General features: G+C 43.4%; 11 protein-coding genes. 5 read left to right on the top strand and 6 right to left on the bottom strand.

Annotated elements, in window-relative coordinates; genetic code table 11:
• Positions 1-45: 45 nt before the first annotated feature.
• Positions 46-762, bottom strand: a complete 717-nt coding sequence (locus AB4517_RS15850; protein ID WP_009845448.1) for a GntR family transcriptional regulator — start codon at positions 760-762, stop codon at positions 46-48.
• A gap of 318 nt (positions 763-1,080) precedes the next feature.
• Between AB4517_RS15850 and mngA the strand changes: the two genes are divergently transcribed.
• From mngA to manA, 4 genes are all read left to right on the top strand, one after another.
• Positions 1,081-3,015, top strand: coding sequence for a PTS 2-O-a-mannosyl-D-glycerate transporter subunit IIABC (gene mngA / locus AB4517_RS15845; RefSeq protein ID WP_372148662.1), 1,935 nt, complete (start codon positions 1,081-1,083; stop codon positions 3,013-3,015).
• A gap of 236 nt (positions 3,016-3,251) precedes the next feature.
• The gene (gene mngB / locus AB4517_RS15840; RefSeq protein ID WP_372148659.1) at positions 3,252-5,891 is read left to right on the top strand and encodes a mannosylglycerate hydrolase; all 2,640 of its coding nucleotides are present in this window, start codon (positions 3,252-3,254) and stop codon (positions 5,889-5,891) included.
• 45 nt (positions 5,892-5,936) lie between these two features.
• Entirely contained in the window at positions 5,937-7,103 is a 1,167-nt protein-coding gene (locus AB4517_RS15835; RefSeq protein ID WP_102320779.1) for a glycerate kinase, read from the top strand.
• Between the two features lie 2 nt (positions 7,104-7,105).
• The gene (gene manA, locus AB4517_RS15830) at positions 7,106-8,293 is read left to right on the top strand and encodes a mannose-6-phosphate isomerase, class I (protein ID WP_017070588.1); all 1,188 of its coding nucleotides are present in this window, start codon (positions 7,106-7,108) and stop codon (positions 8,291-8,293) included.
• Positions 8,294-8,524: 231 nt separating this feature from the next.
• Here manA and AB4517_RS15825 read toward each other — a convergent pair whose 3' ends face one another.
• Positions 8,525-8,815, bottom strand: a complete 291-nt coding sequence (locus AB4517_RS15825; RefSeq protein WP_372148656.1) for a putative quinol monooxygenase — start codon at positions 8,813-8,815, stop codon at positions 8,525-8,527.
• Positions 8,816-9,054: 239 nt separating this feature from the next.
• Positions 9,055-10,197, bottom strand: a complete 1,143-nt coding sequence (locus AB4517_RS15820; protein ID WP_017062601.1) for a fatty acid desaturase — start codon at positions 10,195-10,197, stop codon at positions 9,055-9,057.
• Between the two features lie 166 nt (positions 10,198-10,363).
• Here AB4517_RS15820 and AB4517_RS15815 point away from each other — a divergent pair, with 166 nt between their 5' ends.
• Positions 10,364-10,909: an N-acetyltransferase gene (locus AB4517_RS15815; protein ID WP_017062600.1), complete on the top strand. Its 546-nt coding sequence runs from the start codon at positions 10,364-10,366 to the stop codon at positions 10,907-10,909.
• A gap of 169 nt (positions 10,910-11,078) precedes the next feature.
• On the opposite strand, the gene AB4517_RS15810 is transcribed toward AB4517_RS15815, so the two are convergent.
• The 3 genes from AB4517_RS15810 to AB4517_RS15800 form a co-directional block, all read right to left on the bottom strand.
• Positions 11,079-12,104, bottom strand: coding sequence for a GGDEF domain-containing protein (locus tag AB4517_RS15810; protein ID WP_372148654.1), 1,026 nt, complete (start codon positions 12,102-12,104; stop codon positions 11,079-11,081).
• Between the two features lie 282 nt (positions 12,105-12,386).
• Positions 12,387-13,322 carry a ribosome biogenesis GTPase YlqF gene (ylqF, locus tag AB4517_RS15805; RefSeq protein WP_029405588.1) on the bottom strand — a complete coding sequence of 312 codons (936 nt, stop codon included), beginning with the start codon at positions 13,320-13,322 and terminating at the stop codon, positions 12,387-12,389.
• Positions 13,323-13,640: 318 nt separating this feature from the next.
• Positions 13,641-14,591: a peptidoglycan DD-metalloendopeptidase family protein gene (locus tag AB4517_RS15800; protein WP_017064506.1), complete on the bottom strand. Its 951-nt coding sequence runs from the start codon at positions 14,589-14,591 to the stop codon at positions 13,641-13,643.
• Between the last annotated feature and the right edge of the window lie 46 nt (positions 14,592-14,637).

Here is a 14,637-nt window from a genome sequence, read left to right as displayed (position 1 = left end):
CCTCCTCCTACTCGATTTGCTACTATCGAAACTTGCTGATGAGCATTATCTCTGGCGTCTTGCGACCAAAGTAAATCGGTAATCGTTAGACGTGAAGTAGTTACGGCTGTATTCAAACACCGTGTTATTGGCGAGGTAACCGCGAGTACGTTTTTCAATGATAGGCTGAGCTGGGTCAATACCTAACTGTTTAGCAACGTCTTCAGGCGGAAGAATCGGTACCAATTCCTGCTCACTTCGATCAATCACCATGCCTTTGGTGTTCTCAATAAAGTCGTATTTTGATGTCTGCATCACTTGATAGGTGAGATCTGGGAATAGAGCAACAGGTAACCAAGTTTCTTCAACCGTGATTGGATTGTTGTCTATGAAACGAACACGTTTTACGTAGAAAACCAATTCGCCTTCTTTGATATCTAAATGTTCAGACATCGCCAAAGAACACGGCTTCATTTCGAAGGCCAGAACTTCACTGTGTGTAACCACATCCAAATGCGCCCACTTTTCTTGAAAGCTCGACTGTTTGTAGATGTCGTAATTGATCTTGTTCTCTTTTACGTAAGTGCCGCTGCCTTGAACGCTTTCAAGCTCATCGTTTTCGATCAGTAGTTTCAGTGCTTGCCTAACCGTTACGCGGCTTACCGAGAATACTTCACGCAATTGCGCTTCCGTTGGGAGTGCTTCTCCAACTTTATATTCTCCAGAACTGATCTTTTCTCTTATTGCATCGGCGATTTGGCGATACATAGGGAGTCTTGCCATTTTTGCCTCATTTGTGCGCTAGGACAACTAGACTTTGATTAACAACCTGTACCTTAAATACGTAAATTTGCTCTATATAAGCTTTGCTTTAAAGGTTAGTGTGAGCATCGTATCGGCGTTTTGTAGTACATATAATACAAATTAAACGATACATAACAAGCTTTCTTAAAGGATTTACCAATACAGTTTTAAATACAAATTAAATACAAATATGTATTGATGAGATCGTGATCACGGATTAAATGTCTTGAGGTTGTATTATTCATCTCGTCGACAGGGACGACTGTCGTACTAATCTGTGACTATGGGACAAAGGTTATGAAACTTACTACTCTAACGAATAAGTCGCTCGTAAATCTGCAAACTACGTTTAGCAGTCGAGAAGAAGCGATTTACGCACTTGCTGACCAACTGAATCAGCAAGGCAAACTGCACAACAAACAAGAGTATCTTGATGCAGTATTTGCTCGTGAAGAGCAAGGCCCGACAGCGCTTGGCGAAGGCCTAGCAGTACCGCACGGCAAGACTGACGCGGTTAAAGAAGCTGGTTTCGCTGTTGCAACATTGAAAGAAGACATGAAATGGAAAGGCCTAGATGAAGACGAAGATGTGAATCTTATCTTCCTAATTGCCATTCCAAATGCAGAAGCGGGTTCTACCCACATGCACCTGCTGACCGAACTGACAACCACATTGGTTGATGACGATGTTCGTGAAGCAGTATTAAAAGCAACAACCGCTGATGAAATCTTCGCGCTTCTTGATGGCGATAATCAGCAAGAAGAAAAACAAGACAACTTAGATACAAATGCGCCGACAATTGTATGTGTTACTGCTTGCCCTGCAGGCATTGCTCACACCTATATGGCTGCAGAATACCTTGAAAAAGCGGGCAAAAAGCTTGGCTACAAGGTTCATGTTGAAAAGCAGGGCGCAAATGGCATTGAAGATCGTTTGACGGCTGAGCAATTAAACAATGCTATGGCGTGTGTTTTTGCTGCTGAAGTCGCGATTAAAGAAGTGGATCGTTTTAACGGAATCCCTCGTGTTGAAACGCCAGTTGCAGAACCGATTAAACACGGTGAACGCATTCTAAATGAAGCGATTGAAGAGTCGAAAAAAGGTAACGGTGCAGAACGCACAGTGGCTACTGATGACAAACCGAAAAAACTGCCACTGAAAACTGAGCTTAAACAAGCGCTGCTTTCTGGTATTTCTTACGCAGTTCCTATTATCGTTGCTGGTGGTACTGTTCTTGCGGTTGCTGTTCTTATCGCACAAATTTTTGACCTGCAAGAGCTTTACGCAACAAAAGATTCTTGGCTGTGGATGTATCGTAAATTAGGTGGCGGCCTATTAGGTACATTAATGGTGCCAGTACTGGCAGCTTACACAGCATACTCATTAGCCGACAAACCGGCACTTGGTCCTGGTTTTGCTGCGGGTATTGCCGCAAACATCATTGGTTCTGGTTTCCTAGGCGGTGTTGTTGGTGGTTTGATTGCTGGTTACGTAATGCGTTGGGTAAAAGAGCATGTTCGCTTAGGCCCTGCATTTAACGGTTTCCTTACTTTCTACCTTTACCCTGTGATTGGTACTTTGGTAGCGGGTAGCTTGATGCTGTTTGTTATCGGTAAACCTGTAGCGTTCTTAAACCAAGGTTTAACGGACTTGTTGAACGGTATGTCAGGCACCAATGCGTTGTTATTGGGTGCAATTTTAGGTCTGTTTGTATCATTCGACCTAGGTGGTCCGGTAAACAAAGCTGCTTACGCATTCTGTTTAGGTGCAATGGCAAACGGTGTTTATGGTCCTTACGCAATCTTTGGCTCAGTAAAAATGGTATCGGCGTTCACGGTAACGGCTTCTACCATGATTGCTCCACGCTTATTCAAAGACTTTGAGATTGAAACCGGTAAATCTACATGGCTACTTGGTCTTGCGGGTATTACTGAAGGTGCAATCCCAATGGCGATTGAAGATCCAATCCGTGTAATCGGCTCATTCTTACTAGGCTCTGTAGTAACAGGTGCAATGGTGGGTGCGGCAGGTATTGGTCTATCCACTCCGGGCGCAGGTATCTTCTCTATTTTCTTGTTACACGATTCTGGTTTAGGCGCATTCTCTGCTGCTGCAATCTGGTTCGGTGCTGCGATTGTCGGCACAGTGATTTCAACCATTACTCTTCTGATGTGGCGTGGTCACGCGGTAAAAAAGGGTAAATTTGAAGCAAGTACTGCAACACAGAACTAACTGAATTTTGAGTTAGCTCCTAACTCACTGCGAAATCAATATATAAAAAATAACAAACAACTGGCTGCCCTAAATACCTGTGCTCCTAACGGTTTTATTCACACAGATTCTGGGCGTGGTTTTCTGCACCCTAAATTTAGTGGCAGCCAATTTTAACCCCTTGAAAAAATTTAATTTAGTCGTATTTGGGTTCGAACTTTAGTTTTACTCGAAGCGACACATTTAGGTAAATGATTATGACTACATCACGCGTACATATTACTCCTCACATGCACTGGGATCGTGAATGGTATTTCACAACAGAAGAGTCTCGTATTCTTCTTGTGAACAACATGGAAGAAATCATGAACCGTCTGGAGAGCGATCCAGAATACAAATACTACGTTCTAGATGGTCAAACCGCCGTTTTAGAAGACTACTTCGCAATCAAACCAGAAAACACAGAGCGCGTAAAAGCATTGGTTGAAGCGGGCAAGTTAATTATTGGCCCTTGGTATTCTCAAACCGACACAATGCAAGTTTCTGGTGAGTCAATTGTACGCAACATGATGTATGGTATTCGTGACTGTATGAAGTTTGGCGATGCAATGAAGATTGGTTACCTACCAGATTCATTCAGCATGAGCTCACAGCTGCCAATGATCTACAACGGCTTCGACATCACGCGTGCAATGTTCTGGCGTGGTTGTTCAGAGCGTCATGGCACCAACAAAACAGAATTCTTATGGCAGTCTAATGACGGCAGTGAAGTAACGGCACAAGTGCTTCCGCTGGGTTACGCGATTGGTAAATACCTTCCACAAGACGAAGAAGGCTTGCGTGCTCGTTTAGATAAGTACTTCCCAGTGCTAGAAAAGCCATCGGTGACTAAAGATATCTTGCTACCGAACGGCCACGACCAAATGCCGATTCAAAAAGACATCTTTGAAGTAATGGACAAGCTTCGCGAAATCTACCCAGATCGTGAATTCTCAATGAGCCGTTACGAAGAAGTGTTCGAGAAAGTAGAAGCGGCGCGCGACCAACTCGACACAATCAAAGGCGAGTTCAACGACGGTAAATACATGCGTGTTCACCGTACGATCTCTTCTACGCGTATGGACATCAAACTGATCCACGCAGAAATCGAAAACAAGATTGTAAACATCTTAGAACCGCTAGCGTCTATCGCTTGGACATTAGGTTTTGAATACCACCAAGGTTTGATTGAGAAAATGTGGAAAGAGAGCATGAAGAACCACGCTCATGACTCTATTGGTTGCTGTTGTTCAGACAAGGTACACGCTGAAATCTTAAACCGTTACATCCTTGCTGACGACATGGCGACCAACCTGATTCACTTCTACAAGCGTAAGATTGTTGACCATATGCCGGATCGCGAAGGTTGCGACAAACTGGCGATGTTTAATCTTTCTCCGTATGAGCGTGAAGAAGTGGTGAACACAACCATCACTATCCGTGCTCAAGAATTTTCTATCTTTGATGAAAACGAAAACCCAGTTGAATACTTCATCCAAGACAAGCGCCAAATCGACCCAGGTAAAGTAGACCGTCAAATCGTTCACTACGGCAACTACGACCCTTTCATGGAGTTTGATATTCAAATCAAACGCACTGTACCAGCGATGGGTTTCACCACGTTACACATCCAAGGTAATGAGAAGGGCGCAGTTAAAGTCGCAGAGCAGAAAGACTACTTGCTAGAGAACGAATACTACCGAATTAATGTAAACGACAACGGTACTCTGACTATTTTCGATAAAGAGACAGAGCAAGTATTCGACCAAGCACTTCGTTTAGAAGATGGTTCTGATGACGGCGATGAGTACGATTACTCTCCATCTCGTCAAGAGTGGCTGTTGTACTCTGATGAATTCCCGGTAGAAACATCAATTGACCACCAAGGTTTCCAATCGGTAGCAAACATCGCTTTCCGCATGAACGTGCCAGCAAACCTTACAGAGCGTGAAGAACGCACGGGTCAAAATGGATTCGTTGAAGCGCAATGCCAAGTGGTATTGAAGCAAGGTTCTCGCCGCATCGAAGTCCGTATGGAATTGGACAACCAAGCCGACGACCACCGTGTACGTGTATTAGTACCTACGCCATTTATTTCTGAAACTGTGGTAGCAGATAACCAGTTCGGTTGTATTACTCGACCAACCAATGACCCTGCAATGGCGGTTTGGGAAGAAGAGAAGTGGAAAGAAGCACCGGTTCCTGTGTATCAGTTAATGAACTTTGCTGCGCTAGAAAACGGCAAAGCGGGTATGGCTATTATGTCGAATGGTCTGCGTGAATTTGAAGTGATTGCATCTAAAGGTGACGAAAATAGAGATACCTTCGCACTGACACTATTCCGTGGTATTGGCGTGTTGGGTAAAGAAGAGCTATTGCTTCGTCCGGGGCGTCCTTCTGGTATCAAGATCCCGACCCCAGATTCACAAGTGCGCGGCAAATTAGTGTGTGAATTCACACTGTGTGGCTTCTCTGGTAACCATATTGACGCGAACATCATGGCGCAAGCACGTGACAATGTCACTCTAATCGAATGCTACAACAAGATCCCTTACAACGCGATGAAGCTCAACGTGGGTGAGCAGAACCTACCTATGAGTTTTAGCCTTCTGTCTAAGCAACAATCAGGCGCGGTGTTGAGTGTGCTGAAGAAAGCGGAAGACGAAGATGCACTGATCATGCGTGTCTACAACCCGGCAGAATCGGGTTCAGTATCGGATTCAATCTCTTTTACTCAAGCGGTTTCAAGCTGGAAAGAGACAAGCATGGACGAGCGCGTACGCGAAGGTGATGTAGCATCTGAAGAGTTCGGCCAGATAGCACCTTGCCAAGCAAAAACATTCCAAATCAAATTCTAATTTCGATAACCCGCTCACCTTGGTGGGCGGGAATGGTGAACGACAATGAAAATTGTAATTGCCCCTGATTCATTTAAAGAATCACTCGACGCTCATCAAGTTGCGTCTTGCATTGAGCGTGGATTTGCCGATGTTTTCCCTTACGCAGAGTTTGTGAAAATGCCACTCGCCGATGGCGGAGAAGGCACGGTAGACGTGTTGCTAGAGGCGCTCAATGGTAAGAAGCAACGGCTGCACACGACGGATCCAATCGGGCGTGAATGTACGGCTTATTGGGCTTCGTTGGAACAGACTGTTGATGGCGCCAACGTAAAAACTGCCTTGGTGGAATTTGCTCAAGCATCGGGTTTAGACCTATTAACCGTAGAAGAAAGAGCACCGTTAACCGCATCTTCGTTTGGTACTGGGCTATTGATCAAAGATGCACTAGATCAAGGTGTTGAACAAATCATTATTGGTTTGGGCGGCAGCGCAACCAATGATGCAGGTGCTGGCATCTTACAAGCGTTGGGAGGCAAGTTATTAGACAAGCAAGGCAACGAGCTATCTGGTGGCGGCGCCGAATTAAGCCGGTTAGCAAGCATCGATCTTGAAGGACTGCACCCTAGATGCAAAGAAGTGACGTTCGTGGTCGCGTGTGATGTGAATAATCCATTATGTGGCGAAAGCGGAGCCAGTACTGTGTTTGGTCCGCAAAAAGGCGCATCAAAAGCTCAAGTTGAACAACTTGATACTGCGATCGGGCACTTTGCCGATATCGCTCAAGCACATACGGGTACTAATCATCGCGACACAGCTGGATTTGGTGCTGCTGGTGGTACACCTCTGGGGTTAAGTCTTGCATTCAATATCCAAATTAAAGCGGGTATTGAGATGGTATTAGATGCCTTGGATGCAGATAAGGTTCTTGAAGGTGCTTCACTGGTCGTGACCGGAGAGGGGCAGATGGACAACCAAACCCTGCAAGGTAAAACACCTTTCGGCATCGCTCAGCGAGCTCAAAAGTTGAGTATTCCAACCATTGGAATTGCGGGCTCTTTGGGGCAAGACGTTGAAAAACTTTACGGCTCAATGTCTAGCTTATTTGGAACCGTACGTTCACCTCAGTCTTTAGACCAAGTTTTATCAGAAGCGAATCAAAACCTGACTCGCACTGCCCGTAATATCGCCGCCACGCTCAAGCTTGGTAGCCAGATTTTTAATGAGAAGTAATTATGTCTCTATTTAAACTCGACAACGTTATTCAAAACTACGCATGGGGAAGCAAAGACTCCATTAACCAATTGTTTGGTATTGTGAACCCAAACCAGGAACCTCAAGCAGAAATTTGGATGGGTGCTCATCCAAATGGTTGTTCAAAGGTAGGCGATACCGGTGAATCGCTTTCTCACATGATTGATGAAAACAAAATCGATGTCTTAGGCGGATACACGGCGGCTCGTTTCGGTGAATTGCCTTTCTTGTTTAAGGTGTTGGCCGCTGAAACACCGTTATCGATTCAGGTTCACCCGAACAAGCGAAAATCAGAATTAGGTTTTGAGCGTGAGAATGCACTTGGTATCCCTTTGAATGCGTCTAATCGCAACTACAAAGATCCAAACCATAAACCTGAGTTGGTTTATGCGTTGACCTTCTACAAAGCGATGAATGGCTTTCGTCCAATCGACGACATTATTGCCTTGTTCGAAGAAGCGGATATTCCTTCGTTAGCGATTGAGCTTAATGTACTAAAAGCCAATGCCGACAGTGATTCTTTGAAGTCGTTCTTTAGCGCCATTATGTCTCTTGAAGGTGACCGCAAAGCGTCTGCGCTTAATGAGCTTTATGCTGCACATGCGCGACCAGCCAAAACGGTCATGGGGCGTGAAGCTCTTCAATACAGCATCGAATTCAAACAGCATTATCCTGGTGATATTGGCTTATTTGCGCCATTAATGCTTAACACGGTTGAGCTGGCGCCCGGTGAAGCGATGTTCCTGTTCGCAGAAACCCCACATGCTTATGTTCAAGGTACGGGTTTAGAGATTATGGCAAACTCAGACAATGTGCTGCGTGCCGGTCTCACTCCCAAATATATCGATGTCCCTGAGCTTATCGACAACACAATCTTTGAGCCGATTAAGCCAGAAGATATCCGCCTTAAGCCTGTATTGAAAGAGGGCAAGATGAGTTATCCGATTCCAGTGGATGACTTTGGCTTTGATATCTTGTCTGCGACTGATGAGAGCAAGTCACAGTATCTACGTAGCGCGGAGATCTTGTTCTGTGTGGAAGGAGAGGCGACCGTCACTTCAGAAGGGCGGTCAGTTTCTCTTAAGCCCGGAGAATCGGTCTTTGTAAGTAGTAATTCAAGTGTTTACCAATATCAAGGGAATGGCATTTTGGCTCGTGCTTTTAACTAGTGCCCCCGTGCTAGCGATCAGCAAAAGAAATGTCAGAGTGCCACTGTAAAGTGGTACTCAATATTGGATTGATGGTTGTTACCTATCTGTCTTTGACAGTCATGATTATTGACCATACCCGCTACTCTGGCGGGTTTTTTCATTATTAGAATGAGCAGATATAAGCTTGTAGAAAAGACAAAACCTGCGATCAGAGCAGGGCTTTTTATTGAATTAGTACTGAGTGACTGGTTAGGCAATGTGCGTGATTTTATTAAGCACAAAGGTTTCAATACAACCTTCAGTCGCAGCCATGTAGTCAGCGATGTGTTGGCTCGCTAAGTGTTTCTCTAGATGAACTTCAGACTCCCAGTTCTCATGAAAAACGAAGTGAGCAGGGTTACTGTTATCTTGGTGCAGATCGTAGTTAATACAGCCGTCTTCAACACGGGTTTTATCGATCAATTTAATCATCTCAGCTTTTACAAGCTCAGTTTTGTCTTCTTTAGAGACGATCGTTGCAATAATAGTCAGTTTGCTCATTTTCAATTCCTTCGCTTTAAACTCGGTAAGTTTAAGTAATATAAGTATAAATTCAGAATGAAGAAAGAGTTCTGAAATCCAATAACTATGGTTCTTACCATCCACAATTCAAACTCGAGAGCATAGGGCCAGAGCCGAGTAGGTTATGCTTATTAAAAAAAGCCCTCATAGCAATATGAGGGCTTTTGAATAAGAATCAAACTGTGTTGTTACTGGGGTGTTAAGCGTACTGTCTTACCTTAAGCGTATTGCTCAACCGTCATTGCCCAATTTTTCTTCTGTTGTTCGAAATTCATTTTGATTTGCTGATAACGAACCTTAAGAACAGAGTGTTCGTACTTCTTCACAACGTCTTCGCGCTTGCTTTCAAGTAGCTGTTTTTTAACTTCGTAATATTCGTTCATGTTTGATACTAGAGCATCAAACTCTTGTTGAAGCTTCTCTGCGATTTGTTGCTTGTCGGCACGATGCATGATTTTTTGCTGGGTGCGTTTAAGTAACATTGACGCTTCAGCTTTCTCAATACGAGCTTGAGGGGTTTTCTTAAGCTTACTTGCCAGTCCCATCAACGAAGCACTCTTAATCAACCATTTTGTTGGATCGTATTGCCACCAGTAGATGCCGTTACGGTAGTCGTTCTCAAAGATGTGGTGGAAGTTGTGGTAGCCTTCGCCGAAAGTGAGTACTGCTAACACACCGTTATCACGCGCTGTGTTTTTGTCAGTAAAAGGTTGGCTACCCCAGATGTGAGCAAGAGAGTTAATAAAGAATGTTGTGTGGTGGTTAAGTACCAAACGAACTGCACCTACGATTAACAACATGCCAATCACGTCACCGTAAATCACGCCTAAAGCGATAGGAACACCGAAATTCATTAGTAATGCTAACAGAACATAGTGCTTGTGCTGCCACATAACAATCTTATCTTTTTTAAGGTCACGGCAGTTTTCGTAGTTTTCGTACATTGAGGTGCTGTAATTACGAATCATCCAGCCAATGTGTGAGTACCAAAATCCACGTTTTGCAGAGTATGGGTCTTTGTCGTTGTTATCGACATGCTTGTGGTGAACACGGTGATCAGAAGACCAGTGTAGCGCGCTGTTCTGCAGGGCAAATGCACCACCTAATGCAAACAGGAATCTTAGGCTTGAATGCGCTTCAAACGCTTTATGTGACCATAAGCGGTGATAACCTGTCGTGATTGAAAGGTTACAGAACGTAAAGCAGATTGCTAGCCATATCCAGTGCTCCATGCCATAGCCAAAAAAGTAGCCATAAACGGGAGCCGCTACAACAGCAAGCAGCATACTAAAAGAGAACACAAAAATATTGAGCCAGATTAATGGCGGCTTTTTTGTAGATTGTTTGTCGGCACTATTCATTAGCAAATTTCCATTGGGCTTACATCTGTGCGCTAGAATATCAGCGTACACGTGTAAGTCAATATTGAAAGTGTAAACGTGTATTAGTATGTTTTGCTTAAATATTGTATAAAGGTAGTGTGAAATGTAGTAGCAAGTCATAAATGGAAGTACTAAGGGCTAATAAATGGAAATTAAGGTAGCTGAATATAAAGATTATGAGCGGATTGCCCAATTACACGCGGATAGCTGGAAGCTATATTACCGTGGCATTCTTGCTGATGATTACCTAGAACATGATGTTTTGGAGGACAGATCTGTTATTTGGCAGACTCGTTTGATTAATCCTCCTTTCAACCAACATGTTTTATTGCTTGAGGAAGGCGGTTTACTGGTTGGTTTTGTCTGCGCGTTCGGTAATCACAACTTTGAGCGTGGTACGTTCATCGATGCGTTACATGTAGATAATAATTATCGTGGACGAGGTGTAGGCAAGCGTCTGTTGTCTGAATTGTCGAAGTGGTTGCAGCAATACTATTCGGACTCAGGGCTTTACCTAGAGGTGATGTCTGAGAACCACCAAGCGATTGCTTTTTATCAGGCGATTGGTGGCAAAGAAGAACTAGAGCAAGTTTGGAACGCACCATGTGGCAGCCAAGTGAATGAAAAAGTGATTTCTTGGAGCTCTCCCGTTGAACTTGAACAGAAAACAGCGAGCGTTGTGTATTCTTAGTCGATTCTTGTTGAATACTGTTTTTTTGCTGAGTAGCAGGTTCTTAACGAAGCTATTTTAAAGCAGAAGAACAAAGACAAAAGCCCCGAGTATTAAGTTGCTCGGGGCTTTTTTGATTGAATTAGTGGTCGTTTTAATGATTCGCAAAGATGCGTGAAATATTGGGCGATTAATCACACCATGTGATCTTATTCCTACCGCCTTTTTTCGAAATGTAGAGTGCTTGGTCAGCGTCGTCGATAAGCTGCTCGACAGAACCAAGGGCTTGAGGGGCATGTTTCACACCGATTGAAATTGTTACTTCTAATCTAAGGCGAGTAGGGGATTCTAAAAGGGCATTAACCAGCGATTCAATTGAAGCCTCGGTTTCTCCTTGGACCAGCACCAAAAACTCTTCACCGCCGTATCGAAAGCAGTTACTGCTAGTCGGTAGTCGTTTTTGAATCTCATCGGCCAGTTCTTTAATCACCATGTCACCCATTTGATGGCCGTAGGTGTCGTTAATCGATTTGAAATGATCAATATCTATCATGAGCGATGTAATGGATCGCTGACGGTCTATGCTCGGTTCTATCACCTGATGAAGATAAAGGCGGTTGTAGCAGCCCGTTAGTGCGTCTTGATAGGAAAGGGCCTCGAACATATTAGATTGCTTGCGAAGCTGAATCGCTTGTTTGCGGAGTTGCTCGGATTGAGCGAAACGTTTGTGTACTTCCAGGTCACGTCTAACACAGGCCGCTGAGATTAGGATGTAAGCCGAGATATAAACGGAAATTGTTTCTATTTCATGCTCTGGCTCCGCTTCATAAAGCAGTGGCGCAAGGCCGATGAGATAAGCCAAAAAGATAAACGACAGCGTAGATATACTGTATCTGGCTGACAATCTTGAAAACGTACCAATGTAGATCATCACTAAAATGATGCCACCTTGGTAATCGAAGTTGTTCAGCTCGATGGCTAGTCGACCGACATAGACCAAGAAAAGTGAGCTAATTACAAGGAAGGCACTTTCTACGAGTTCCAAAACGTTGGGTTTGTTTGTAATACAGTATCTGGCGGCGGCCATCATCAATAAAAAAAGTATGACTCGGGAAATGATAGGCGTAATGCACTCGCTACCAAAGTGGATGTAGTCGGTGACGATAAAAGCACAGAATATTGAGATAGGGATGTAGATGAAATTTATGTACGGCAAATAAATTTCATTATCGAAATAGGTTTTAAATCTTTGATTCTTGAACCCAGAATAAGAGCGCATTGAGAAATTAGCCGAGATTGATACACAATAATTTGCGTAGTATGTCACAGTCTTTGGGATTGTAAACGACCATTTCTATAGATTTGTCAGTATGTTAGCTAGATCAACAAACGGTAGCGGGCAATATTCACGCTCTATTATCGATAGAGCGTGAATATCTAGAGGCTGGTGTAAGAGTGGTAAACAGAAATTAAAGCAGATTATAAAAACTAATCGCGATTAACGCTTGTTCTTCAGGTAACGCTTACGACGCTCTTCTTTTTTCTTAATCTGTTGTTCCGCTTTCAGCGCAGCCGCTTCTTCAACTTCGATCAGCTCTTGTGTGATCATTTCTGGCAACTCAAGCGTTACCTTACCTAAAGTGCCATTACGCAATTCGTGAAGCAGGATTTCTGAACATTTGTGAATGTCGATATGACCACCGGCACGAAGTGCACCACGCTTACGGCCAATCGCTTCCATCAGTTCGATGTCAGACTCAGGCAGCTCTTCAATTTGGTAGCGCTCTTGCAAAAGGTTAGGGTACTGTTTTGCTAGGTACTCTACTGTGTAAAATGCCACTTCATCGTATTCCATTGCTGTATCTTTTACAGCACCTGTTGCAGCCAAGCGGAAGCCACTGTGTGGGTTTTCTACTTTAGGCCAAAGGATTCCTGGAGTATCTGAAAGGATCACGCCATTTTGCAGATTGATACGTTGTTGGCGACGAGTTACCGCAGGTTGGTTACCAGTAACCGCAATCGTACGTCCAGCCAAGCAGTTGATGATGGTCGATTTACCCACGTTCGGGATGCCCATGATCATTGTACGAATGTTTTTGCCCATCTGTTCACGGTGCGGTGCCAGTTTACGTACCAGCTCCATAACGTGGTTAACTTCTTCTTTTACGCTAGTCGTAATCGCAATCGCTTTAACGCCTTGCTCCTTCTCGAAGTGCTCAATCCAACGTTGAGTCAGTTCAGGATCTGCAAGGTCACGCTTGTTCAGCACTTTTACACAAGGCTTATCGCCGCGCAGTGAAGAGATCATTGGGTTTTCACTACTGAACGGGATACGAGCGTCCAGTACTTCGATGATCACATCAACTTGTGGGATAACTTCTTCGATTTCTTTGCGGGCTTTATGCATGTGACCCGGAAACCATTGAATAGACATAGAGATAAACCTTGATAAATATATTTGCTGCACATTGTAAGGGTTCGTTAGGGCGTGTAAAGCGCTATGTTGCCCTAGATTAATCAGAGTGAAAGTCCTTACAGGCAATATTATTGCAGTGAGCGATTGTAAGGGGCGCATACGTAGAGATTTCAAATGCTGTAATCCATCTAGCAGGCATTTGATTTAACAGTTGATGATTTGAAATGGATTCGGCGAAAAGTAAGTTTTTGTGTGTCGCCAATTGTTGAAAGATAAAATACTATTGCATTGAGTGTTTTATCTCGAAGATCCGACTGGAGACATAATCCTATGGGGTTATGTCTGTGGTTGATTTGATTGAACGAGATTTTTCATCAACTGTTTACGTTCTGCTTGAGCGATATAAATGAATTGGTTGTTATAACTTCTGTCTGTATTGATATATTGTTCGAAGTTAACTGGTACTCCAGCAACCGAAAGCTCTAAATGCAAGTGAGGTCCAGTTGTTCGGCCTGAATTCCCAGTAAGACCGATTATCTGACCTTTAGTGATGTATTCCCCAGCTAAGACATGTCTTTCTGAAAGATGAAGGTAGCGCGCATAGTTTCCATCAGTGTGTTTTATGGTTAAGTAGTTACCTGCGAAACGGTTATATCGAGACTTCAAAACGACACCGTTGGACAACGAATGAATCTCTGTGCCAATAGGTGTCGCGTAATCCGTTCCAAAATGAGGTGCAATTCGATTCGTTATAGGGTGTTTCCTGTTTAAATCGAATGATGAACTCACTCGATAATGCTTAGCAAGAGGGAATACATAGTCATTGTTTATTTTATATCCATTTTCGTTATAGATATTATCATCCGCCCCTCTCATAGCAAAAAATTCTATATCACTACCTAAATAGTAAAAAGCACTGACATATTCTGTTTTTGTACCATCATGTTGGGTTTTTATTGAAAACTTATCACCGTTGTTAACTGATTTAATAATGTCAAAATTATCACCTAATAGACTCAATAGTGATTTTAATTCATTGTTCGTCAAACCAGAGGATAGTATAGAACTGACAAAAGAGTATTTCACAACCCCTGAAACCATTTCAGATGTCGGAGCTGGGGTTGGAATATGAATGCTTTTGGGCTTGGCTATTTTAGGTGCCTGTTTTTTATCAGTATTTGAATGATTGTAGCTTAGCGATATGGCTGTTGAAACGATCAAAAAAACCATCAAAAGGCCAAAGGAAAGGGTACGGCGACTTAAATGGCTATTTATTTTCAAATACATAAATTATCAATAAAATTCGGTTAATGGATAAAAATAAGAATTAGAT

The sequence above is a fragment of the Vibrio sp. 10N.222.52.C3 genome, from assembly GCF_041474195.1.
GTDB classification, from domain to species: Bacteria; Pseudomonadota; Gammaproteobacteria; order Enterobacterales; family Vibrionaceae; genus Vibrio; species Vibrio crassostreae_C.
Note: the sequence above shows the minus strand (reverse complement) of the source record. Positions and strands in the feature narration are given on the sequence as shown.

What these genes read in the sequence shown, in the direction of transcription:
- AB4517_RS15800 (WP_017064506.1), bottom strand. Translation starts at nt 14,591, where the DNA reads ATGTATTTGAAAATAAATAGCCATTTAAGTCGCCGTACCCTTTCCTTT.
- mngA (WP_372148662.1), top strand. Translation starts at nt 1,081, where the DNA reads ATGAAACTTACTACTCTAACGAATAAGTCGCTCGTAAATCTGCAAACT.
- ylqF (WP_029405588.1), bottom strand. Translation starts at nt 13,322, where the DNA reads ATGTCTATTCAATGGTTTCCGGGTCACATGCATAAAGCCCGCAAAGAA.
- AB4517_RS15820 (WP_017062601.1), bottom strand. Translation starts at nt 10,197, where the DNA reads ATGAATAGTGCCGACAAACAATCTACAAAAAAGCCGCCATTAATCTGG.
- AB4517_RS15835 (WP_102320779.1), top strand. Translation starts at nt 5,937, where the DNA reads ATGAAAATTGTAATTGCCCCTGATTCATTTAAAGAATCACTCGACGCT.
- mngB (WP_372148659.1), top strand. Translation starts at nt 3,252, where the DNA reads ATGACTACATCACGCGTACATATTACTCCTCACATGCACTGGGATCGT.
- manA (WP_017070588.1), top strand. Translation starts at nt 7,106, where the DNA reads ATGTCTCTATTTAAACTCGACAACGTTATTCAAAACTACGCATGGGGA.
- AB4517_RS15815 (WP_017062600.1), top strand. Translation starts at nt 10,364, where the DNA reads ATGGAAATTAAGGTAGCTGAATATAAAGATTATGAGCGGATTGCCCAA.
- AB4517_RS15850 (WP_009845448.1), bottom strand. Translation starts at nt 762, where the DNA reads ATGGCAAGACTCCCTATGTATCGCCAAATCGCCGATGCAATAAGAGAA.
- AB4517_RS15825 (WP_372148656.1), bottom strand. Translation starts at nt 8,815, where the DNA reads ATGAGCAAACTGACTATTATTGCAACGATCGTCTCTAAAGAAGACAAA.